19 protein-coding genes are annotated in these 22,595 nt (G+C 67.9%); 7 read left to right on the top strand and 12 right to left on the bottom strand.

What is annotated here, in order from left to right; all coding sequences use genetic code 11:
- Position 1: 1 nt before the first annotated feature.
- From H4W26_RS09930 to H4W26_RS09915, 4 genes are all read right to left on the bottom strand, one after another.
- A complete protein-coding gene (locus H4W26_RS09930; protein ID WP_192591880.1) occupies positions 2-643 on the bottom strand; it encodes a type II secretion system F family protein in 642 nt (213 codons plus the stop codon).
- Positions 636-1,262 (bottom strand): type II secretion system F family protein, encoded by a 627-nt coding sequence (locus H4W26_RS09925; RefSeq protein ID WP_192591879.1) that lies wholly within the window; start codon positions 1,260-1,262, stop codon positions 636-638. The genes H4W26_RS09930 and H4W26_RS09925 overlap by 8 nt, the downstream gene beginning before the upstream one ends.
- Before the next feature lie 119 nt (positions 1,263-1,381).
- Positions 1,382-2,533, bottom strand: a complete 1,152-nt coding sequence (locus H4W26_RS09920; RefSeq protein WP_192591878.1) for a TadA family conjugal transfer-associated ATPase — start codon at positions 2,531-2,533, stop codon at positions 1,382-1,384.
- Positions 2,526-3,650 (bottom strand): hypothetical protein, encoded by a 1,125-nt coding sequence (locus H4W26_RS09915; RefSeq protein ID WP_192591877.1) that lies wholly within the window; start codon positions 3,648-3,650, stop codon positions 2,526-2,528. Before H4W26_RS09915 ends, H4W26_RS09920 begins: the two co-directional genes overlap by 8 nt.
- A 115-nt stretch (positions 3,651-3,765) precedes the next feature.
- Between H4W26_RS09915 and H4W26_RS09910 the strand changes: the two genes are divergently transcribed.
- Positions 3,766-4,500 (top strand): PIG-L deacetylase family protein, encoded by a 735-nt coding sequence (locus H4W26_RS09910; protein ID WP_192591876.1) that lies wholly within the window; start codon positions 3,766-3,768, stop codon positions 4,498-4,500.
- Positions 4,501-4,569: 69 nt separating this feature from the next.
- Here H4W26_RS09910 and H4W26_RS09905 read toward each other — a convergent pair whose 3' ends face one another.
- Positions 4,570-5,304: an NUDIX hydrolase gene (locus tag H4W26_RS09905; RefSeq protein WP_192591875.1), complete on the bottom strand. Its 735-nt coding sequence runs from the start codon at positions 5,302-5,304 to the stop codon at positions 4,570-4,572.
- 76 nt (positions 5,305-5,380) lie between these two features.
- Positions 5,381-6,163 carry an endonuclease III gene (gene nth / locus H4W26_RS09900; RefSeq protein WP_225939671.1) on the bottom strand — a complete coding sequence of 261 codons (783 nt, stop codon included), beginning with the start codon at positions 6,161-6,163 and terminating at the stop codon, positions 5,381-5,383.
- Positions 6,164-6,280: 117 nt separating this feature from the next.
- On the opposite strand from nth, the gene acs reads away from it, so the two are divergent.
- Together acs and aroQ are read left to right on the top strand one after the other, a co-directional pair.
- The gene (gene acs, locus H4W26_RS09895) at positions 6,281-8,293 is read left to right on the top strand and encodes an acetate--CoA ligase (protein WP_192591873.1); all 2,013 of its coding nucleotides are present in this window, start codon (positions 6,281-6,283) and stop codon (positions 8,291-8,293) included.
- 139 nt (positions 8,294-8,432) lie between these two features.
- On the top strand, positions 8,433-8,885 hold the full coding sequence (gene aroQ, locus H4W26_RS09890; protein WP_192591872.1) for a type II 3-dehydroquinate dehydratase: 453 nt from the start codon (positions 8,433-8,435) through the stop codon (positions 8,883-8,885).
- Between the two features lie 69 nt (positions 8,886-8,954).
- Here aroQ and H4W26_RS09885 read toward each other — a convergent pair whose 3' ends face one another.
- Genes H4W26_RS09885 through H4W26_RS09870 form a run of 4 tightly spaced genes read right to left on the bottom strand, consistent with a single transcriptional unit; the run spans position 8,955 to position 15,851 of the window.
- A complete protein-coding gene (locus H4W26_RS09885) occupies positions 8,955-10,826 on the bottom strand; it encodes an ABC transporter ATP-binding protein (protein ID WP_192591871.1) in 1,872 nt (623 codons plus the stop codon).
- The gene (locus H4W26_RS09880; protein WP_192591870.1) at positions 10,819-12,702 is read right to left on the bottom strand and encodes an ABC transporter ATP-binding protein; all 1,884 of its coding nucleotides are present in this window, start codon (positions 12,700-12,702) and stop codon (positions 10,819-10,821) included. The genes H4W26_RS09885 and H4W26_RS09880 overlap by 8 nt, the downstream gene beginning before the upstream one ends.
- 12 nt (positions 12,703-12,714) lie before the next feature.
- Positions 12,715-13,629, bottom strand: a complete 915-nt coding sequence (locus tag H4W26_RS09875; protein WP_318779829.1) for a metallophosphoesterase — start codon at positions 13,627-13,629, stop codon at positions 12,715-12,717.
- A 20-nt stretch (positions 13,630-13,649) separates the two neighbouring features.
- Positions 13,650-15,851: a transglycosylase domain-containing protein gene (locus H4W26_RS09870; RefSeq protein ID WP_192591869.1), complete on the bottom strand. Its 2,202-nt coding sequence runs from the start codon at positions 15,849-15,851 to the stop codon at positions 13,650-13,652.
- Positions 15,852-15,982: 131 nt separating this feature from the next.
- Between H4W26_RS09870 and H4W26_RS09865 the strand changes: the two genes are divergently transcribed.
- Genes H4W26_RS09865 through H4W26_RS09855 form a run of 3 tightly spaced genes read left to right on the top strand, consistent with a single transcriptional unit; the run spans position 15,983 to position 17,950 of the window.
- Positions 15,983-16,150: a hypothetical protein gene (locus H4W26_RS09865; RefSeq protein WP_166645872.1), complete on the top strand. Its 168-nt coding sequence runs from the start codon at positions 15,983-15,985 to the stop codon at positions 16,148-16,150.
- Positions 16,151-16,161: 11 nt separating this feature from the next.
- The gene (locus H4W26_RS09860; protein ID WP_192591868.1) at positions 16,162-16,635 is read left to right on the top strand and encodes a RidA family protein; all 474 of its coding nucleotides are present in this window, start codon (positions 16,162-16,164) and stop codon (positions 16,633-16,635) included.
- A 4-nt stretch (positions 16,636-16,639) separates the two neighbouring features.
- A complete protein-coding gene (locus tag H4W26_RS09855) occupies positions 16,640-17,950 on the top strand; it encodes a carboxylate--amine ligase (protein ID WP_192591867.1) in 1,311 nt (436 codons plus the stop codon).
- 106 nt (positions 17,951-18,056) lie between these two features.
- Here the strand turns inward: H4W26_RS09855 and H4W26_RS09850 are convergent, their stop codons facing one another.
- Entirely contained in the window at positions 18,057-18,734 is a 678-nt protein-coding gene (locus H4W26_RS09850; RefSeq protein WP_192591866.1) for a Crp/Fnr family transcriptional regulator, read from the bottom strand.
- Between the two features lie 211 nt (positions 18,735-18,945).
- Here H4W26_RS09850 and H4W26_RS09845 point away from each other — a divergent pair, with 211 nt between their 5' ends.
- A complete protein-coding gene (locus H4W26_RS09845; RefSeq protein ID WP_225939670.1) occupies positions 18,946-20,121 on the top strand; it encodes a MarP family serine protease in 1,176 nt (391 codons plus the stop codon).
- A gap of 123 nt (positions 20,122-20,244) precedes the next feature.
- Here H4W26_RS09845 and purD read toward each other — a convergent pair whose 3' ends face one another.
- The gene (gene purD / locus H4W26_RS09840) at positions 20,245-22,542 is read right to left on the bottom strand and encodes a phosphoribosylamine--glycine ligase (protein WP_192591865.1); all 2,298 of its coding nucleotides are present in this window, start codon (positions 22,540-22,542) and stop codon (positions 20,245-20,247) included.
- Positions 22,543-22,595 lie beyond the last annotated feature (53 nt).

The raw sequence follows: 22,595 nt of genomic DNA, 5'->3' as shown, positions 1-22,595 counted from the left end.
GCTACGCCAGTTCCTGCATCAGGCCTAGGACCACCGGAATGACTCCGAGCAGGATGAAGGCAGGCAGGAAGCAGAGTCCCAATGGCAGGACCATCTGGACTCCGAGCCTGGCCGCCTGCTCGTCGATGCGCTGTCGGCGTCGTGCCCTCTCCTGGACCGCGGTGAGTTCGAGAAGCTCCGCCGTGGGGGCACCGGTGGAGTAGGCGAAGGCCAGATTCTCACCGAAGCGCTTCAGCTCGGGAGCATGGGCCACGCCGCGCCACGCATCCTCCCACTCCTGGCCCAGCGCCAATGCTCGGTGGACGCGATCCAGCGACTCCGCTCCGGGCACGTCGACTGCGAGCCGGCGCAGTGCCCCTTCGATACCCACCCCGGCTCGCAGCATGGCCGCGGTGAGATCCAGCAGCGTCGCCGCGTCCGGTGACTGGGCGGGTTCGTGGCGACGCCGGGAGAGAACGGCGCGTGCGCGGGTCAGGACCGAGAGTTCTGCCCCCGGGTGGCCGCCAGCTGGTGTCCGCCGCGGGTCGCGCAGCTGCGCCCACGGCAGTGTTCGCGTCGGCGTGCGTGACGGAACGGCGATGAGCACCCCGAGGCTCAGCAGCAGCGCGCACACCGCGGGAGCCAGCAGTGCTGGGTCAGACATGCTGACTCACAGAACGAATCAGCCGTGAACTCCACCACCGGCCCAGCGCCAGCATGCCCGACCCCAAGAAGAGCGCTCCGGCTCCCCACGGTGTTCCGAGCAGCACCGCCAGCGGCGAGGCGCCCATCATCATTCCCATGCCCAGCCCGCCTGCCGGCAGAAGGGTGAGCAAGAGCTGGGTCAGCCCCGGTCCGGCCGCCGCCGTGCGAATCGCCGCGTGCAGGGCAGTCGCCTCATCGAGTGCGCCTGCAGCTCTGCGGCACAGCTCAGAGAGCGGCGCGCCTGTCGTCTGTGAGAGCGCGTGGAGGCTGATCAGTGCGACCAGCACCTCGCGCAGAACCTCGGTCTCGCGAAGGTCGGCGGGAGCACTGGAGTTCTGCAGAGCGCGGCGCAGCCCGACGACTGCACCCAGACCTGCCTGTTCCGCCGCAGACGCCTGCGCGCAGACTTCGGCGAGTGGATGCCCCGGCGTCCGCGAGCGCAAATGGGCGCTCAGGTCTGCCCAGGCCTGCGGCTGTGACCGCCCGGACTGCAGCAGTGCGGCGTACTGTCGCAGCAACTGCCCCGCCTCGCTGCGGAGGCGCTCGGCGCTTTGTGCCCGCTCAGCCCTGGTGGTCATGCTGCGGGGCGCCGCTGCCCGGAACCTCCCAGTCCATCGCCCCGAGCCTCCCCGCCGGACGGGCCGAATGCCGAGCAGGACTGCGACGGCGAGCGCCAGGCCGGTTGCCGCGGAGACGGTCATGTCAGTCCGATCAGGCCGGTGAGCTCGGTCCATCCGGGGCCCGTCTCAGTGCGCCACTGATCTCCCGCTCCCGGCACAGTGACCAGCGCCGACGTCATCGACAGTGCCCGGTCGCCGAACGCCACCAGCGAGACCGCGGTCGGCAGGCGGCGTCCCTGACGCCGCTCTACGTGGATGACAGCATCCAGGGCAGCACTGGCCTGGAGCGACACCGCCAGAGGTGAGAGGTCCGCCAACGCCCCCATGGCGATCAGCCGAGCGGGGACCGAATCCGGTGAGTTCGCGTGCACGGTGCCGACGGCCCCGCGGTGACCGGTGTTCATCGCGGTGAGGAAGTCGCGAAGCTCGCTGCCTCGGCACTCCCCGACGATGAGTCGGTCTGGTCGCATGCGCAGGGTCTCCCGGACCAGCTGACCCATGCCGAGCTTTCCTGCCCCTTCCACGTTTCCCTGTCTCTGCTGCAGGTGGAGCACATGCGGGTGGTCTGGCTGCAGCTCAGTGGTGTCCTCCACGATGATGATCCGTTCTCGGTGGGGACACTCGGCCAGCATCGAGGCCAGCAGGCTCGTCTTCCCCGAGCCGGTAGCGCCGGAGATCAGTACATTGAGCCGCGCCTCCACCATGCCTCGGATGACCGGAAGCCAGACGTCTGCGCCGGACCATTGCCGCGCAAGCTGCTCCAGGGTTCCGGCCGTGCCGCGGGCGACTCGCACCGAGATCATGGTGCCTTCCACCGCCACCGGTGGGATCACGGCGTGGATGCGGCAGTTGCCGATCCGCCCGTCGGCGCAGGGCTGTCCCTCATCAAGCCGACCTCCGGCGAGCGCGATGAGCCGTCTCGCAAGTCCTCGCACCTGCTGCTCGGACTCGAACTGGAATTCTGCTCGCTGCAAGCCGCGGGCTCCGTCGGTCCACACCTGCCCGCGCCCATCGACGAGCACGTCGGTGATGTCCGGTTCGTCCACCAGCGGCTGCAGCGGCCCGAGTCCCACCAGTTCGTCGCGCAGCATCCGGATGAGCTCCCCGGTGGTCGCCGAGCCGAGCGCCCAGCCCGAAGCCCTGACCGCCTCGGCGATGCGTGCCGCCGTCACCGGTTCAGCGGACGATGTCAGCTTCTCGCGCAGGGCGTCCAGCTTCGTGTCACTCATGCAGCACCTGCGTGCCAGCAACTCCGTCAGCTCCCGCGACTCCCGAAGCCCCGCTGTCCAGGGACTCCAGGAGCGTGCCGATATAGGCCGCACCACGGCGGGAACGCAGGAGCTCATAGGCGCTGCCAAGCTCCGACTCTCGGCGCATCCACCGCTGCTCGGGCACATCACCTGCCAGCGGGACGCCCGCGGCGCTGGAGACCTCGTCGGGGCTCCAGCCAGCATGGCTCAACCCGTTGACCAGCAGTGCGAGCGGCAGTTCGGGGTAACAGCTGCTCACCTGGCGCGCTGCCCGGGCACCGGAGGCGCTGCAGGATGTCACCAGGAGGAGGTGATCGAGATGCTCCACCGCTGTCAGGCACACTTCATAGTCTCGGGAGACGTCGAGGATCACCCAGTCGAAGGCACGCCGAGCCGCGTGCACCACAGGTGCGAGCATTCGCCGTCGAACCTCAGCCCCGGGGTTGCCGCTGACCACGTGTATCCCCTCCGTCACGGGAAGCGCCGCGCCCAGCTGCGCCGCGGAGATCCCTCCGTCCAGCGCTCCGAGCGCCTCCCAACCGATCCTCTCGCTGCCAGTGAGCGCCTCGTTCCGCCTGGTCCTTGTGCTGGACGTCTCCACCAGCGAGGCGATCCCGGCCCCGGGCGACGGGTCGGCGTCGACGAGCACCGCCGAGGCGCCGCGGACCACCAGCTCCGCAGCCAGGAGATACGCGATCGTGCTGGCACCGGCTCCGCCGAGCGCCCCGGCCACGGCGACCACACGGCCGGGGCTGCGATCGAGCACAGCCTCACTGAGATGCTGCGCCAACCACGACTCCCCCGCGGGCAGCGGCACCGGCCTCAGGCCTGGATGCTCGGCCGCAGTCCTCCAGAGCTGGTGTTCCGTGCTTGGATCACCCGCGGTGCGAGTCAGCATCAGCGACTGCCGGGCGAGCCGCTGGTGAGGTGGCGGGTGGTCCGGTCCGCACATCAGCACCGCCCATCGCTGCGGCTCCACCCCGTGCCAGCTCCCACGCGACTCAAGGCCCGCCCCCACCGTCGCCGCGATCAGCGCCACCTCATCACGCAGCTGCGGGTCCTCGGTGATCAGCAGCAGGCGAGCTTCTGTTTCCATAGCTTCAGCCTGCGGTCCCACCGGTGTCTCAGGTGGTCTGCCGGACCGGCAGTGGAGAACCAGAAAGTGCCCACATCCCTGGGATGCGCTGGGGAAAACTGCCTAGACTGGGCCGATGAGCACCGAATCGCCGGACCTTCCGTTCTACGAGGATTCACAGCTGCGCCGCGTGCTGTGCGTCGTCGCCCATCCTGACGACATGGAATACGGCGGGTCCGCCGCCGTCGCGCGCTGGACCGCGCAGGGAGTCGAGGTATCCTATCTGCTGCTCACCGCCGGTGAGGCGGGAATGCGCAGCCAGGACCCCGAGGATGCCGCGGAGATCCGGGCCGCTGAGCAGCGAAGAGCCTGCGAACTGGTCGGGGTCGAGGATCTGGTGATCCTGGACCTGCCTGACGGGATGCTCGAACCCTCGTTGGATGCGCGTCGACAGATCGCCCGCCGCATCCGGCAGGTCCGGCCCGACGTGGTGATGACGCAGACCTGGGATCTCCAGGTCGGGTGGGGGCTGAATCACGCGGACCATCGCGCCGCCGGGCTGGCCACCCTCGATGCGGTCCGCGACGCGGACAACCCGTGGGTCTTCCGTGAACTGCTGGAGCAGGAGCGGCTGGAGCCCTGGGGAGCACGCGAGCTGCTCGTCTTCGGCGCAGCGGCTACACACCTGATCGATATCAGCGGAGAGCCGCTGCAGCGGGGAATGGCCTCGCTCGAGGCTCATGAGCAGTACTTCGCCGAACTCGGTGGCGCCGCAGGCACGCGGGAGATGCTGGAATCGATGGCGGCACGTCAGGCGGAGCCGCTTGCAGGGGTCGATCACGCCCTCGGCGTGGCCGTGCACGCGATGTAGCGCCCGGGTTCTCTCGCAGAAACCGGGCCGCAGGTGGCCAGAATCGGACCGCCTGAAAGACCCGGCAGCTCAGAGTCCGGGCAGGTGGTCCCGTGGGTCCACGCTCACGCTGGCGTCCCAGGGCTCTTCCCAGCCGAGCCGGTTGAGCATCCGATCCACCAGGATGGCGGTGAAGCCCCAGATCAGGGTGCCTTCCACCAGGAATGCGGGTGCCCGGAAGACCGCACCTGGACGGCTCAGCACCGTGGTGCGGCGGTTCTCCGGCAGGATCAGCTGATCCACCCGCACCTCGAGCACTCGTTCCACCTCCCCGGTCTGCGGTGTGAGCGTCCCGGTGGTCCTCGCGATGCCGATCACCGGGGTCACCATAAAGCCGCTGATCGGCACCGGCGCGGGGGGAAGCGCGCCGAGCACGCGGACCCTCGCCGGATCCAGTCCGACCTCTTCCTGCGCCTCGCGCAGCGCGGCCGCTGTGGGGTCGAGGTCGAACTCCTCCTGCGCTCCGCCGGGGAAGGCGATCTGACCGGGGTGTTTCTTCAGTCCCGGGGACCGCTCGGTGAGCAAGAGATGCGCGGCGTCGTCGTCGTGATCGCGGGCGTGGAAGAGCATCAGCACGGCCGCCTGGCGAGCCTGTTCCATGCCTTCTGGGGGCTTTTCCGGCGCGCGGGTGCTCGGCCACTGGTTCCACCAACCGCCGTGGCCTGAAGCCTGGGGGTGCTCGACGGCGTAGCTTCGGCCCTGCTGCACCAGGGATTCGAGATGGGCGGTGATGGCGGACCCGGCGAGCGAGAGGTCCCCGACCATCGAGGGGTCCTCGGCGGGGAGAGGGCGCGAGCCAGGGCGCGGAGACGAAGGGGACGAGGCGGGCGAGAAATGATCGTCACGCACTGAGCGGATACCCCTCTGCGCGCAGCTCTCGGCGGGTGTGCCCGGCGCGCATCTTGGCCAGCAGCTCCTCGCGGCCCGGCGCCATCTCGTAGCGCAGCAGGCCGGCCGCCGCCTCGGGGTCGACCTCGCCGATCCCGAAGGAGGGGCACAGTGCCGCGATCGGGCACGCTCCGCATGCGGGCTTCTTGGCATGGCAGATGCGCCTGCCGTGGAAGATCAGTCGCTGGGAGAGCTGCGTCCAGTCTCGGCGCTCGAACAGCGCCGCCACAGCGTGCTCGACCTTGACCGGATCCTGTTCCTGCGTCATGTCCAGGCGCCGGGCCAGCCGCCCGAAATGGGTGTCCACGGTGAGCCCGGGCTGGCCGAAGGCGTCGCCGAGCACCACGAACGCCGTCTTCCGACCCACTCCCGGCAGCTTGACCAGCTCGTTCAGTGAGCTGGGCACCTCGCCGTCATGGTCGCTCACCAGGGCTGCTGACAGTCCCAGCAGCGAGCGGGTCTTGGCCCGGTAGAAGCCGGTGGGCCGGATGACCTCGGCGAGCTCATCTTCATCCGCTGCAGCCATCGCCGCGGCGTCGGGCCACCGGTGGAAGAGCTCGGGGGTGATCGAGTTGACCCGGACATCGGTGGTCTGTGCCGAGAGCACCGTGGCGACGAGCAGCTCGAAGGGAGTCTCGAAGTCCAGCTCTGCCACCGCATAGGGGTAGACCTCCCCGAGCACACGGTTGATCCGTCGCACGCGGCGCTTCTTCCCCAACGCTGTCTGATCAGGCATCCGGACCATTCTACGGAGGCCCGTGGATGCCTTGTGCGGTGTGACCTGCGCCTCAGAACTGAGGGGTGAAAACATGTATTGTGATCGGCAACACAGGAGCATCTAAGGAGGAACCGCATGACGCCCCAATCCGAGCCAGAGAACAAGCTGGACACGATGCAGAAATCGGGTCAGATCTTCCCTCCGAGCGAGGCATTCGCCAAGGACGCCGTCGCCACTTTCGAACGCTACGACAAGGCCGCCGAGGATCGCCTCGGGTACTGGGCCGACCAGGCTCGCTCCGTGCTGAGCTGGGATAAAGACTTCACCGAGGTGCTCGACTGGTCCGAGGCTCCGGTGGCCAAATGGTTCGTCGGCGGCGAGGTGAACGCGGCCTACAACGCAGTGGACCGCCACGTCGAAGCCGGCCATGGCAGCCGCGTCGCCCTGCACTTCGAGGGCGAGCCCGGCGACTCCCGCAGCATCACGTATCAGGAGCTGGCCGACGACGTCGCGCGGGCCTCCAACGCCTTCGAGTCCCTCGGCCTCACCAAGGGTGACCGAGTGGCCATCTACATGCCCATGATCCCGGAGACGGTCGTGACCATGCTGGCCTGTGCCCGCATCGGCGCGATCCACTCGGTGGTCTTCGGCGGATTCTCCTCCGACGCCCTGCGCTCCCGCATCGATGACGCCGAGGCCAAGCTCGTGGTCACCGCGGACGGCTCCTACCGCCGCGGCAAGCCCTCCACCCTGAAGCCAGCGGTCGACGACGCGCTCGCCAAGCCCGGTCACACCGTGGAGCATGTGGTCGTGGTCAAGCGCAACGGCGAAGAGGTGGCCTTCAACGAGGACCTCGACGTCTGGTGGCATGACCTCGTGCCGGAGCAGTCCACCGAGCACACCTATGTGGCCCCTGACTCCGAGCACCCGCTGTTCATCCTCTACACCTCCGGCACCACCGGCAAGCCCAAGGGCATCCTGCACACCACCGGCGGGTACCTGACGCAGACGGCGGTGACCCACCGCGACACCTTCGACCTGAAGCCGGAGACCGACGTCTACTGGTGCACCGCCGACGTCGGCTGGGTCACCGGGCACTCGTACATCGTCTACGGACCCATGGTCAACGGCGCCACCCAGGTCATCTATGAGGGGACCCCGGATTCTCCGCATAAGGGACGGCTCTGGGAGATCGTGCAGAAGTACGGGGTCACGCAGTTCTACACCGCCCCGACCCTGATCCGCACCTGCATGAAGTGGGGTCGCGAGATCCCCGACGAGTACGACCTCTCCAGCCTGCGCGTGCTGGGCACCGTGGGTGAGGCGATCAACCCCGAGGCATGGCTGTGGTTCCGTGAGGTCATCGGCGCCAACAACGGCGTCGGCAAGCCTCCCAAGGAACACCCAGCTCCGATCGTGGACACCTGGTGGCAGACCGAGACCGGCGCGCATATGATCGCGCCGCTTCCCGGCGTCACCGCCACCAAGCCAGGCTCGGCGCAGACCGCCGTGCCCGGCATCTCCATCGGCATCGTCGACGAGATGGGCAATCCGCTGGAGAAGGGCGAGGCGGGCCTGCTCGTCATCAAGGAGCCCTGGCCCGCGATGCTGCGCGGCATCTGGAAGAACCCGGAGCGCTACCAGGAGACCTACTGGTCACGCTTCGGCGATGTCTACTTCGCCGGCGACGGCGCACGCACCGATGAGGACGGTGATGTCTGGCTCATGGGCCGCGTGGACGATGTCATGAACGTCTCCGGACACCGCCTCTCCACCACGGAGATCGAGTCCGCGCTGGTCTCCCACGAGTCGGTGGCCGAGGCCGCCGTCGTCGGTGCGAAGGACGCCACCACCGGCGAGGCCGTCGTGGCCTTCGTGATCCTCCGCGGATCCGCTGAGGGTGGGGACAAGGAGCAGATGGAGCAGGATCTCCGGACCCATGTGGGCAAGGAGATCGGACCGATCGCCAAGCCGCGCAACGTGCTGGTGGTCCCCGAGCTGCCGAAGACCCGGTCCGGGAAGATCATGCGTCGCCTGCTCAAGGATGTGGCCGAAGGGCGCGAGGCCGGAGACGCCTCCACGCTGGCGGACCCGTCGGTGATGCAGCAGATCGCCGAGGACATGCGCGCCAAGCACGGCGCCGCCTGACCCGGGAGCTCACCCCACCCCACCACCCCTTGAGGGGCGGATTTTCCGGCTGGTTTGCCCCTTGGGAGGGGTGAAATACCCGGAGAATCCGCCCCTCGACGTGTGTGGGGGGAGGTTTGGGGGCCGGTAAGGTGTGAGCATGTCGAACAAGACCGGACGCCTGCTGATTCTCAACGGACCCAACCTGAACATGCTGGGGACGCGCGAGCCCGGAATCTACGGCGCGACGACGCTGCAGGACGTCGAAGAGCTCTGCCGCAGGGCCGCGGCGGAGGCTGGCTTAGAGGCCGAGCTCCTCCAGTCCAACCACGAGGGCGTCCTCATCGACGCCATCCATGCCGCGCGGACCACTGCCGATGGCATCGTGATCAACCCCGCGGCCTATACCCACACCTCGGTCGCGATAGCGGACGCTCTGCGCGCCGCGGAACTCCCGGTGGTGGAGGTCCACATCTCCAATGTGCATACTCGGGAAGAGTTCCGGCATCACTCCTACGTCTCCCCCGCGGCGGTCGCAGTGATCGCCGGGGCAGGTCTCAACGGCTACCGCTACGCCGTGGACCATCTGGCCTCGCTGCTGGGCGAGGACTGAACAGACCAGCCGCCGTCGTCGTCCTTGCCGTCGCAGGGACGGGCCACCGGGAACTGAACTCGGGGCTGCTCAGGCGCCCATAGAGGTCTGCCATGCGGCGTGGAGCTTGGCGTAGTACCCGCCGGCCTCGGCGAGCTCCGCCGGGGCACCATCCTCCACCACGCGTCCGTCGTCGATGACCAGCACCCGGTCAGCGATGGCCACGGTGGAGAGCCGGTGGGCGATGATCAGCGCGGTGCGGTTGCCCAGCAGCCGCTCGAGGCCCTGCTGGACCAGCGCTTCGCTCGGGAGATCCAGCGAGGAGGTCGCCTCGTCCAGGATCAGCACCGCGGGATCCGCGAGGAAGGCCCGGGCGAAGGAGATCAGCTGTCGCTGCCCCGCGGAGAGCCGTCCGCCGCGCTTGGTCACATCGGTGGCGTAGCCCTCCGGCAGCTCCATGATCAGCTCGTGGCAGCCCACCGCCTGCGCCGCCGCGATGATCTCCGTCTCGGCCGCATCCGGGCGGCCCAGCGCGATGTTCGCGCGGATCGTCCCGGAGAACAGGAACGCCTCCTGGGTCACCATGGCCACATGACGGTGATGATCCGCCACGGCAAGCTCACGCAGGTCGACGCCGTCGAGCTTCACCGCACCGGTGCTCACGTCGTAGAAGCGGGCGAGCAGCTTCGCGAGCGTGGATTTTCCGGCGCCGGTCCGGCCCACCACGGCCACGGTCTGGCCGGCAGGGATGTGCAGGTCCAGCTCATGGAGGACCACGGGGCCATCCTCGGAGTAGCGGAAGGAGGCGCGGTCGAACTCGAGGTCACCGGCGGCCTGCTGCAGGTGCACCGGGCTGCTGGCCTCGGTGACCGAGGGGCTCTCCTCGAGCAGGCCGGAGACCTTCTCCAGCGCGGCGGTGGCTGATTGCAGCGAGTTGTAGAACATCGCGATCATGTCCAGCGGCTGGAACACGCGCTTGGTGGCGAGCACCAGGGCGACCAGCACACCGATGCCCAGGTCCCCCTCGAGCACGCGGTACCCGCCCCAGAGCAGCACGGCGGTGACGGTGAGGTTGCCGATGAGCATCAGCGAGGGCTGCAACACCCCGAACAGGGAGATGGAGCGGATCATGTCATCGCGATAGATCGCCGCGAGCCTGCGGTACTGGCGTGAGCGGGAATCTTCGCGGCGGAACGCCTGCACAGCGCGGATGCCGGTCATGGACTCCACGAAGTGCACGATCATCCTCGCCGAGGAGACCCGGGTCCGGCGGTAGGCGACCTCCGAGTTCTTCTGATACCAGCGCCCCATCACGGCGATCGGGATGAGGGCGGCGATGAGCACCAGCCCGGAGTGCCAGTCCATGATCCAGATCGTCACGCCGGTGAAGAACATGAACATCACGCCCTGGACGAGGGAGTTCACTCCGCCGTCGAGCAGCTCGCGCAGCGACTCCAGGTCCGAGGTCTGCCGGGAGATGACCTTCCCGGAGGTGTAGTCCTCGTGGAAGTCCAGACTCAGCGCCTGGGTCTTGCGGAAGACCTCCCCGCGCAGGGTGAACAACATCTCCTGGGAAGCCTCGGCGGTCATCCTGGTGTAGTGGAAGATCAGAATGCCGGCGGTCACGGCGCAGGCGATGTAGGCGCTGCCGGGCAGCCACATCCCCGAGCTGCGGCCCTCCATCATGCGCGGCAGGCCCCAGTCGATGGCCCAGGCCACGATCAGCGGGATCGAGGCCTGTGCGGCCTGCGCGATCACGACGAAGATCGCGGTGAGCAGCAGCTTGCGGCGCACCCCGACCGAGAGCTGTACCAGCAGCCGCCAGGAGCGATGCCGGATGAAGCCGCGCTCCTCGCGGTCCAGCTCGATCTGTTCCTCGCCGGCCGTGCCGCGCAGGTGGGCGAAGCGATCGCCTGGCTCGCCGCGGCTCCCGGTGGCGTCTTCTGTGTAGGTCTCACTCATGGCTGAGCACCTCCTCGGCGCTGACGGGCCGCACGCTCGCGCTCATGACCTCGCGGTACTCCGGGCTGCGTTCCAGCAGCTCGGAGTGGGTGCCGACCTCGGTGACGCGTCCATGCTCGAGCAGCGCCACTCGGTCGGCCAGCGCCACGGTGGAGGGCCGGTGGGCCACGATGAGCGTGGTGGTGCCCTGCAGCGCCTCGCGCAGCCGCAGGGTCACCGCCTCCTCGGTGCGCACGTCCAGCGCGGAGAGCGGATCATCGAGCAGCAGCACCGAGGGGGAGGCGGCGATGGCGCGGGCCAGCGCGAGGCGCTGCCGCTGACCACCGGAGAGGCTCAGCCCCTCCTCCCCGACGGGGGTGTCCACGCCCTGGGGAAGGCCTTCGACGAACTCGGCATCGGCGATCGTCAGCGCCCGGTGCATCGCATCCTCGAGGTCTTCCTCCGCCGGGGCCGCCGTCCGATGAGGATTCTGCGGGTCATCGGCGTCGCGCAGGTGGGAGGTTCCGAGCAGCACGTTGGACTTCACGGAGGTGGAGAACAGGATCGGATCTTCGAAGGCGATGCCGATGCGGGAGCGCAGATCCGCCAGCGCGAAGTCCCGGACGTCGACGCCGTCGATCAGGATCGCTCCACCGGTGACCTCGTAGAGACGCGGAATCAGGTTCAGCAGCGTCGAGGTGCCTCCGCCGGTGGCCGAGACCAGCGCCATGGTCTCCCCGGGCTCGACGCGCAGGCTGACCCCGTCGATCAGGTCCCGCTCGCCGTCCTTGGCGTCGGAATAGCGGAAGTGCACGTCCGCCAGCTCGAGCACGCCGTGCTCCTCGGCGGTCTTCGAGGTGGCCGGGGAGGTGATCTCGGTGTCGGTGTCCATGACATCGGCATGGCGGTCGATGGCCGTCTTGGCGGTGAAGGTCATGCCGAGCATCATGCCCACCCCCTCGATGGGGCCCTTGAGCACGGCGGCGGTGGCGAAGAAGGCTGCAAGCGCTCCCACACTGACTCCGGTGCTCTCCTCATTCGCGACCTGCCAGAGACCGATCAGCAGGCACAGCCCGAGGATGCCCTCGGGCAGGATGACCATGGCCATGAGGAACTTCGCCAGCGTCCGGGCCTTGGAGACCTCGAGGTCGCGCAGCTCGTCGGCTTCCTGAGTGAAGCCTTCGAGCGCGTAGTCGCCGCGCCCGAAGGCCTTGAGCACACGAATGCCGTGCACCGACTCCTCCACCTTCGTGGCGACGTCGCCGGCCTGGTCCTGGGACGCGCGGGAGTAGTGGACGAACTTCTGCCGGAACTTCGGGCCGATGACCATGATCGGCAGCGCCGCACCGAGGAAGACCACTGCAAGCAGCGGGGAGAGTGTGGCCATCAGGGTGAACCCCACGATCAGGCTCACCACCGAGGTGATCAGCATCAGCGAGCCGAAGGCGAACCAGCGGCGCAGCAGGTTGAGGTCGGCGATCGCGCGGGACTGCAGCTGGCCTGCGCCCCAGGCGGAGTGGAAGGAGGCGGAGAGGTCCTGGAGCTTGTCGAAGAGCCGGGTCCGCATGGAGGTCTCGGCGTCGGAGGCGGGTGGGATGACGAAGAAGCGGCGCAGGTACACCAGGCCGGCTTCCAGCACCCCGAGGGCGAGGATCACTCCACTGGCGCTCCAGACGGCGCTGACCTCGGCGCCGTCGTCGAGCAGGGAGTTGACGAGGGTCTGCAGGACCTGCGGGATGGTCAGCGCGACGACGCCGGCCGCGATGGCTGCGATCAGACCGAAGGTCCAGCGGAGCTTCAGACCATCCAGGTAGGGGCCGAGCCGCGCCAGGGCCTGCCACAGGGTACGACGGCGCCCGGAAGCCTCAGTGCCCTGGGCACCAGATTCTCGTTGCATCAGGCAACTAACCTACTCCGTGTCGCGGTGTACTTTCAACAGTGTGGCCTCGGGCGGGCAGAAGAGGCGCACCGGTGCGGTGGCGCTGGTGCCGATCCCGGCGGAGACATGCAGCGGCACTCCCCGAGCTGACTGGCCGGAGCCTGCCTCCTGTGGCGAGGCGACGGTGATGGTGCTGAGCCCCTTGGCCTGCGACCGGGGCAGATCGCAGTTGGTGACCAGCGCTCGCCCGCCGGGCAGGCAGACCTGGCCGCCGTGGGTGTGTCCGGCAAGGACCAGGTCGGCTCCGGTCTGCGCGAAGGTGTCCAACACCGAGCTGACCGGCGCGTGGGCGACCCCGATGCGCAGCGGGGATTCGGGCCCAGTCGGCCCGGAGCTTCCAGCCGCCTGCGTGGCGGGGCCCTGCGACCCCGGAACAGCCCCCGGCCAGCCCTGGAACTCGTCGCGACCAATGTGCGGATCGTCCACGCCGCTGAAGTCCAGAGCGTGGCCACCGGCGGTGAGCTGCGCCGTGTGGTTGCTGAGATTGCGCCAGCCTGCTGCCTCGAAGGAGGTGAAGAGCCGGCGCCACTCCAGCTCCTCGGGCTCCTCATCCAACCTCGAGGGGCCGCTGAGGTAGCGCAGCGGGTTCTTCCATTTCGGGGCGTAGTAGTCATTGGACCCCGGAACGAACACGCCCGGGAACTGGAGCAGGGGCGTGAGCGCTTCGAGCACCTCATCGACAGCCTTCAGATGCGAGAGGTTGTCCCCGGTGTTGACCACCAGATCGGGCTCGAGCTCCGCCAGGGACTGCAGCCAGTCGAACTTCTTGCGCTGACCTGGGATGTAGTGGATGTCTGAGATGTGCAGGATGCGAAGTCCGGCCCCGCTGCGCAGGGGCAGAGACAGGTGGCGGAGCGTGAAGTCATTGACTCCCAGCCCCACCACCTTCAGAGACGAGGTCGCGCTCAGTCGTCGTCCCCGTTGTCATTGTCGTCCGAGTTGATGGCCTCATCATCGTCGGGCAGCTCCCCGCCATCGCGGTAGCGGCTGCGGTCCCGGCGGTCATCGAACGGGGAGTCCTCGGCCTCACGGAAGTCGGAGGTGTCATAGTCGCCACCGACCTGTTCCATGTAGTCCAACCACATGGGGGCCGCGAGGGTCGAGCCGTAGAATTCGTCGTAGTACTGGCCGTTGATCGTGCTTCCTGTGTAACCGGTCCGGTTGCCCTCCGGGTTGCCGATCCACGCGACGGTGGAGACGCCGGAGGAGTAGCCGACGAACCAGGTGTGCACGGCTTCGTCCGAGGTTCCAGTCTTGCCCGCCATCGGGAACGGCGGGTCGCCGGCGGCGACGGTGCCCTCGGCGATGTTGATGGTGATGTCGTTGACCTGCGCCACGATCTCTTCATCGATCGCCTGATCGCAGTTCTCCTCAGGCACGTCGTACTCGTTGCCGTGGGTGTCGGTGACCTCCAGCAGAGCCCGCGGCTCGCAGAAGTTGCCGTCATCGGCCAGGGCCGCGTAGGCGGCCGCCTGCGTCAGCGGTGCGACGCTGTCGGTGCCGAGCACGAACGAGGGATTCTGCGGGGACAGACCCTGCTCGGGATTGCTGGCCAGGTGAATCCCGAGCCGGTCGGTGACATCGGTGATCGCGCAGAGGTCCATCTGCGTGGAGGTGGCCAGGGTGGCGGTGTTGACCGAGAAGTACACGCCATAGTCGATGGTCATGCGACGGTTCGAGTCGTCCTCGACGTTCTCGACCTCCCACGGCCCATCTGTGGTGGTGAACCCGCGCTCCAGGCAGCTGGCTTCCCAGCGCTGGGTGTCCGCCCATTCATCGGGAGAGGCGTCCACGACATCGTCGGTAGAGCCGCCCTCTTCCAGGTAGGCGGCGACCACGAAGGGCTTCAACGAGGAGCCGGGCTGGAATCCCTGACCGCCGCCGACATCAGAATCCACGTTGTAGTTGATCGTCGTGTTCCCGACTCCGTCCTCGGGGGTGAAGTTTCGGTTCTGTGCCATCGCGAGGATGTTGCCGGTGCCGGGTTCCACGGAGGAGATCGCCGCACCCGCGCCGGAGTTGTCATCGGAGGGAACGGTGGCATTCACCTCATCCTCTGCCGCCTGCTGGGCGTCGGGGTCCAGGGTGGTGGTGATGCTCAGACCGCCGCGGTTCAGCAGCTGCTCCCGGGACTCCTCATCGGGGCCGAAGGTGTCGCTGGCAAGGATCTCGCGGCGGACGTAGTCGCAGAAGTAGGCGCCCATGCTGGCGGAGATGCAACCCGTCTCTTCGGGGTTGACCTCTTCCACGCCGAGGTCTTCGGCGATGGCCTCGTCGTACTCCTCCTGGGTGATCGCGTCCTGGTCCAGCATCGCACCGAGCACCACGTCACGCCGGTCCTTGGACGCTTCGGGGTTGACCGAAGGGTTGTAGCCGTTCGGAGACTGCACCATGCCAGCAAGCACCGCCGACTGGGAGATGCTCAGCTCCGAGGCGGGGATGCCCCAGTAGAACTGTGCCGCTGCCTCGACACCGTAGTTGCGTCCGCCGAGCAGCACGATGTTCAGGTAGCCCTCAAGGATCTCCTCCTTGGTCATCTCCTGTTCGACGGCGACCGCGAGCTTCATCTCGCGCAGCTTGTCCGCGTAGGTCTTCTCACCGGTGCCGGAGATGGTCAGGCGTCCCTCACCGGTGAGCACCACGGCGTTGATGAGCATGTTGTTCACGTACTGCTGGGTGATGGTCGAGGCGCCCTGCTGGGAATCCGAGGTGAGGTTGTTCACCAGCGCTCGGGAGACACCGCGGGGGTCCACACCGCCGTGCTCGTAGAACCGCTCATCCTCGATCGCGAGGATCGCGTCCACCATGTTCGGCGAGATCTCGTCCATCGTCACGGGCTGACGGTTCTCGGAGTAGAACGTCGCGATCTCCGTGGTGCCATCGGAGGCGTAGATGTGAGAGGGCACGCTGAGCGGCTCCTCATTCAGCTCCGCGGGGATGTCTTCGAGCAGGTCCGTGCCGGTAGCGGCAGCAGCCCCTCCGGAGGCCGCCAGCGGGAAGATCAGACCCGCCGCCAACAGGCCACACAGGGCACTCACACCGAGGAAGGACATGATTTTCCCGACGGTGGTGGCCGTGTCAAAGAGGGGAGATTTACGTGACGCCATGGGCTTCATCCTACCGTTAAGGGCAAGGCCGTTCGGGCAGGCGCATCCGTTGCCGTCCGCGCCGCGCTTCGATGCCTGCACAACTGCGAGATCTCTTCGGTGCGAAGACAGCCGTCGGATAGTCTGATCAGATGAGCGCTTCAGAGACCCAATGGGAATATGCCACGATTCCGCTAATCATCCACAACACCAAGGGCATCTTGGACCAGTGGGGCGAGGACGGCTGGGAGCTCGTCACCGTCCTCCCCGGCCCCGAGGGCAATGCCCCGGTCGCCTACCTCAAGCGGCCGCGGAACTGAGCGAGGCTTCCATGACGCAGCAGCTCTCCGCCGTTGAATCACGTCTGGCCGAGCTCGGCCTGAGTGTGCCCGAGGTGGTTCCGCCCGTCGCCTCCTACCAGCCTGCGGTCATCGCCGACGGCGTGGTCTACGTGTCCGGTCAGCTGCCCTTCGTCGACGGCGCGCTGCCGCTGACGGGCAAGGTCGGGGCCGAGGTGACCGAGGAGCAGGCCTATGAGCTGGCCCGCCAGTGCGCACTGAACGCCATCGGCGCACTCAAGGCCGCCGTGGGCGACCTGGATCGGATCACCCGCATCGCCAAGGTCGGTGGATTCGTCGCCTCCGCACCCACCTTCACCGGTCAGCCGAAGGTCATCAACGGTGCCTCCGATCTGCTGGGCCAGGCCTTCGGAGAGGCCGGGCAGCACGCCCGCAGCGCCGTCGGTGTGCCGGTCCTTCCGCTGGACACTCCCGTGGAAGTCGATCTCATCGCCCATGTCCGCTGAGGCCATGGCCCCGACGGATCGGCGCTGGGCCGAGAACGAACGCCGCTGGGCCGAGGTGGGCTTCGCCCCCGTGATCGTCGGCGGCGACGCCGGGGCCTACGGGGCGGCACGCGCCTTCCACGAGGCCTACGGCATCAGCTCCGTGGTGCTCTCCAAGCATCAGATGTGGATGATCCGACATTCCCGGATCATCGAGCACCTGGAGGTGGAGAACGGCACCGTGATGGAGCACGTCCGCACCGGGCTGGCCGCTCCACAGATCTCCCGACTCCGCGATCAGGGCATCAGGATCCTGCTTCTGGGAGCGATCGACTCCACCGTCGAGGCGATCATCGAGCTCAAAGAGACTCACCCAGAAGACCTGGGGGACGACGTCGTCGTGCCCTATGTGGACAGCGTCCGCTTTGAAGCAGGCACGGTGAAGGACAACTTCACCGCTCTCGCGCAGCGCCTCGGCGTCGATCATCCGGTGACGAGGGTCGTGGACTTCAGCCAGGATCTGGGCCCGCAGCTTCCACTGGATCTAAGCTTCCCCGTCTGGGCGAAGCCTGCCGATGTCACCGCCTGGTACTGGACCGAGTTCGAGGGCAAGCACAAGGTGCACCGGGTCGAGACTGCTGAGGATCTCGAGGAGCTCTTCGGCAAGATCCATGCCGCCGGGTATCGCGCGAGCTTCGTGGTCCAGGAAGAGGTGCCCGGCGACGATCAGAACATGCGGGTGCTGACCTGCTACTGCGATCAGGACTCCGTGATCCGCTTCGCGTCCTGGGGCGAGACCGTGCTGGAGGACCACTCCCCCGCCGCGCTCGGCAATCCTTCGGTCATCCTGAGCGGGCAGAACTCCACAGCGGTGGATCAGGCGCAGCTGCTGCTCGCCGAGCTCGGCTGGGTGGGCTACGCAAACTTTGACCTCAAGTACGACCCCCGGGACGGCAAGACGAAGTTCTTCGAGCTGAACCCGCGACTGGGCCGCTCGAACTACTACATCACCGGCGCCGGCAACAATCCGGTGGAGTACTACGTGCGGGACTGGATCCGCGGCGAGCTCTCCGGGCGCGGCGAGACCTCACGGGTGGAGGACCAGGCAGAGACCGTGTACACGGTGCTGCCCCGCTGGCTGACGGCTCGCTATGTCTCGGATCCCGCGCGTCGGCGTCGCCTTCGCAAGATCATGAGCTCCGGGGGAACGCGCAACCCGTTCTTCTACGCCAAGGACCGGGATCCTCGCCGGCTGGCCCTGCTCGTGGCGGCGCAGGCCTCCACCGTGCGGAAGTTCCTCCGCTTCTACCCGCCCTCGCGGGTCACCGGCGAGTAGGACCGGGGCGCAGGACCGGGACCGGCAGAAAGCTCCGCCAGACAGAGGAAGAGCGCCCGACTCACGTCGGGCGCTCTTCCTCTTGCGTCTGCTGGGCAGACCCTGCTCAGCGGGAGCGCTGGCGGATCCGCTGGATGTCCAGGATGACGACCGCGCGCGCCTCCAGGCGCAGCCAGCCGCGCTGGACGAACTCGGCCAGTGCCTTGTTCACGGTCTCGCGGGACGCGCCGACCAGCTGGGCGAGCTCTTCCTGCGTGAGCTCGTGGGCCACGAGCACACCGTCCGGAGCGGGACGCCCGAAGCGATCCGCCAGGTCCAGCAGCGCCTTCGCCACACGACCGGGGACGTCCGAGAAGACCAGGTCGGCCAGGGACTCGTTCGTGCGGGTCAGCCGCTTGGCCAGCGCCTGGAGCAGCTGGACGGAGACCTCGGGGTTCGTGTTGATGACCGAGCGCAGGCTGTCGTGGCGCAGGCCGGCCAGGCGCGTCTCAGAGACCGCAGTGGCGGTCGCTGTGCGCGGGGCCGGGTTGAACAGCGCCATCTCGCCGAAGATTTCGCCGGGGCCGAGCACTGCCAGCAGGTTCTCGCGACCGTCCGGCGTCGTGCGTCCGAGCTTGATCTTCCCGGAGATGATGAAGTAGAGCTGATCGCCCTGATCGCCCTCATGGAAGACGGAGGATCCGCGGGAGAGGTCCACCTCGGTGAGCTCTTTGATCAGAGCGGAGAAGACGTCGTCGTCGAGCGTGGCGAACAGCGGTGCGCGACGCAGTACTTCAAGATCCATGGGCGATCCGTTCTTCCTGGATGTGTGTGAGACAACAGATTCTCGTTGATTAGAAGTTACCAGTTCGCCCCGACCTGCGGAAACGTTCCGCAGGCGGCGAACGATTCTATGTCATTCTTGTGGAGCCGTTTCACGGGCCCGCGCACTACACGATCGGGCCAGCATGTGGCGGCGTCACTCACCAGCATGAGCCATAAGGAGCCCCCTGCCCATGGGAATCACCGTACTCGACGTGATCTTGGTGCTTGTGCTCCTCGGATTCCTCATCGGCGGGCTGCGCAAAGGCGTCTGGGCGACCCTCGGCGGCGTCTTCGGCTTCCTAGTGGGAGCCACCGCAGCCTTCTTCGCGATCCCCCTGGTGGCCTCCTGGGTGGCGGATCCGCTCTGGCGGGTGATCGCGGTGCTCGTGGCCGCCGTCGTGCTGGTGGCTGCAGGGCATGGGCTGGGCTCCGCCGCCGGCTCGGAGATTCAACGGATGTTCAACTCGCGGGCCGTGCGCGGACTGAGTTCGCTGGTGGGCGGCGTGCTGAATCTCGTCGTCGCCGTCTTCGTGATCGCCCTCTTATCCTTCTCGGTCTCCGCGATGGGCTTCCCCGCGGTGAACCAGGCGATGAACCAGTCGACCGTGCTGCAGACCATCAACTCCTCCGTGCCCGAGCGCGCGGAGTCCTGGTTTGCCCAGGTGCGCTCCGCAGTGCTCGAGTCCGACATCCCCGAGATTGCCCAGCTCGTGCCGCAGCCGGCTGAACTGCCGGAGGACCTCGACCTCAACGACGCGGCGCAGACCTCCGCGGCCTCGGTGGGACGGATCATCGGGGTGGCGGAGCAGTGCGGCCAGTCCCAGTCCGGCTCCGGCTTCGCCGTCTCCCCCACTCGGGTCGTGACCAACGCGCATGTGGTGGCCGGCGTCGCGGAGCCCTCGGTGGAGATGCCTGACGGTGAAGTGGTCACCGGGCGCACCGTCCACTTCGACCCCTCCACCGACCTGGCGCTTCTTGCCGTGGATCCCCTGCAGGCCGCCCCGCTGAGCGTCAGCGATGGTCTCGGGATCGGCGACTCGGCCTATGTGATGGGGTACCCCGCGGGCGGCCCGTTCTCGGCCGGCCCGGCGGTCGTCCAGGCGCGCGACGTCTCGCAGGTCAACAACATCTACGGCAGCTCACCCTCGGAGATGGAGATCTTCCAGCTCAACGCCGATGTCCGGCAGGGAAACTCCGGCGGCCCGCTGATCGATCAGTCCGGCGAGGTGGCAGGCGTAGTGTTCGCCCGCGCCGTCGAAGGCAGCAACGTGGGCTTCGCGATCACCGCCGCCCAGGCCGGGGATGTGCTCACCGACCCGGAGCGCTACACCGAGACGGTCTCCACCGGTCAGTGCGTGGACGGCTGAGCGGGACGTCCCGCGAGCGCCCTCTCGCCCAACCGCGATTATCGTAGAGCTTTCGCGAAATCGTAGGGCTATAGCTCTACGATTCGCTACAGCCCTACGATAATTTCCTGAGGAGAGGCTCGCTCAGAGGAGCAGTTCGGTGCCGGTGAGTCGTTCGTAAGCCTCCAGGTAGCGCGCGCGGGTAGCCGAGACGACCTCCTCGGGCAGCTCCGGGGGCGCCTGCGCGGAGCCGCGATCCCAGCCGGATTCGGACGAGGTCAGCCAGTCCCGGACGAACTGCTTGTCGAAGGAGGGCTGGGACCTGCCGGGTTCCCAGGTCTCGGCGGGCCAGAACCGTGAAGAGTCCGGGGTCAGCACCTCATCGGCCACGGTCAGCGTGCCATTGGGGTCGAAGCCGAACTCCAGCTTCGTGTCCGCCAGGATCACGCCCGCCTCGCGGCAGGTCGACTCCGCCAGGGTGTAGATGCGCAGCGTGGCCTCGCGCAGCCGCATGGCCAGATCGACCCCCACCGTCTCGGTGAGCGTCTCGAAGCTGATGTTCTCGTCGTGATCGCCCTGCTCCGCCTTGGACGAGGGCGTGAAGATCGGCTCCTCCAGCGCTGAACCGTCCTGGAGGCCCTCCGGCAGACGCAGTCCGGTGACCGTGCCGGATTCGCGGTACTCGGCGAGCCCGGAACCGGTCAGGTAGCCGCGGGCGATGCACTCGGCCTCGACCATCTCCAGCCGACGGCAGATCATCGCGCGGCCGGCCACCTCCTCCGGCACGTCCACGGAGACCACGTGGTGTGAGATCCCGGCCGCCTCGAGCTGGTCGAACCACCACAGGCTCAGCTGGGTCAGGATGATGCCCTTGTCCGGGATGGGCGTGGAGAGCACGTGGTCGTAGGCGCTGATCCGGTCGCTGGCGACCATCAGGACCACATCCTGCCCGTCCCAGCTCGACCCCGGCGCGGGGACATAGAGGTCGCGCACCTTGCCCGAGGACAGGTGCACCCAGCCGGCGGGGTACTCCTCTGGCGGGTCCTCGCTGCTGGGCGGCAGCTCGGTGCTGCGCACGCCCTCCTGGCTCAGCGAGACGTCCTCAGCCTTCCGCGCAGCATCCGGCCCGTTTGGGCCGTCCAGCACGATCTCTCCGGCAAGCGCCTTCGCGGCGATGTCGGTGCGGTGCTGCTCTCCCTCCCAGGAGATCTCCGCGACGCCGGCGTAGGCGCGGTCCACCGCGTCACGCAGCGAGTCTCCGGTGCCGACGACGGCGAGCACGCGCCCCCCGGCGGTGACCAGCTGCTCCTGGTCGTCTCGGGCGGTGCCGGCATGCAGCACGGCCACACCCTCGAGGGCCTCCGCCTGCTCGACCCCGCTGATCACATCGCCACGTCGCGGGTCCTCCGGGTAGTTCTCGGCGGCGAGCACGACGCCGGCCGCGCTGCCCTGTGCCCAATCGAGCCTGCGGTCCGAGCCCAGGGAACCGGTGGCGCAATCCAGCAGCAGCTGACCCAGCGGTGTGGCGAGCCGCTGCAGCACCGCCTGGGTCTCGGGATCCCCGAAGCGGGCATTGAACTCGATCACCCGCACCCCGCGGGAGGTCACGGCGAGTCCGCAGTAGAGCACCCCCACGAAAGGGGTCCCGCGGCGGGACATCTCCGCCAGCGTGGGGGCGGCCACGGTGTCCAGCACGATCTGCACGAAGTCGCGCTCCACGCCGGACGCATCGGTCTCGGTGTAGCCCTCGAGCCACTCCAGCGGGGTGTAGGCGCCCATCCCGCCGGTGTTGGGCCCGGCGTCGTCGTCGGCGATGCGCTTGAAGTCCTGAGCCGGGGACAGCGGAACCATGTTCTCCCCGTCGGAGAGCACGAACAGGGAGACCTCCGGGCCGTCGAGGAACTCCTCGATGACCACGGATCCTCCGGCATCGAAGCAGGCCTGGGCATGGGCGAGCGCGGCGGCGCTGTCCTCGGTGACCACGACCCCCTTGCCAGCGGCCAGACCGTCGTCCTTGATCACAAAGGGGGGGCCGAAGCGGTCCATCGCCTCTTTCGCCGCGGAGAGCTCGTCCGCGTGCACTGCCTGCGCGGTGGGCACACCCGCGGCCTCCATGACCTCCTTGGCGAAGGACTTGGAAGCCTCCAGCCGGGCCGCCTCGGCCGAGGGCCCGAACACCGGGATCCCCATGTCTCGCACGGCATCGGCCACACCTGCGGCCAGCGGCGCTTCGGGTCCGATGATCACCATATCGAAGCGGCCGACGACGGCGAGCGACGCCACGGCTGCTCCGTCCTGGGCGTGGAGGTTGTGGCAGGTGACGTCCTGCGCGATCCCGGCGTTTCCCGGGGCCGCCTCCACGGTGGTGACTGCCTCATCGCGCAGCAGTGCTCGGACAATGGCGTGCTCGCGGCCTCCGGGGCCGACTACAAGTACCTTCACGCGGCTCAGCCTATCGAACGGGTCAGCGGATGGACCCTGCGGCGCCCTGGTAT

It is taken from the genome of Nesterenkonia halotolerans, from assembly GCF_014874065.1.
Lineage (GTDB): Bacteria > Actinomycetota > Actinomycetes > Actinomycetales > Micrococcaceae > Nesterenkonia > Nesterenkonia halotolerans.
This window is presented reverse-complemented; position numbering and strand designations above follow the sequence as displayed.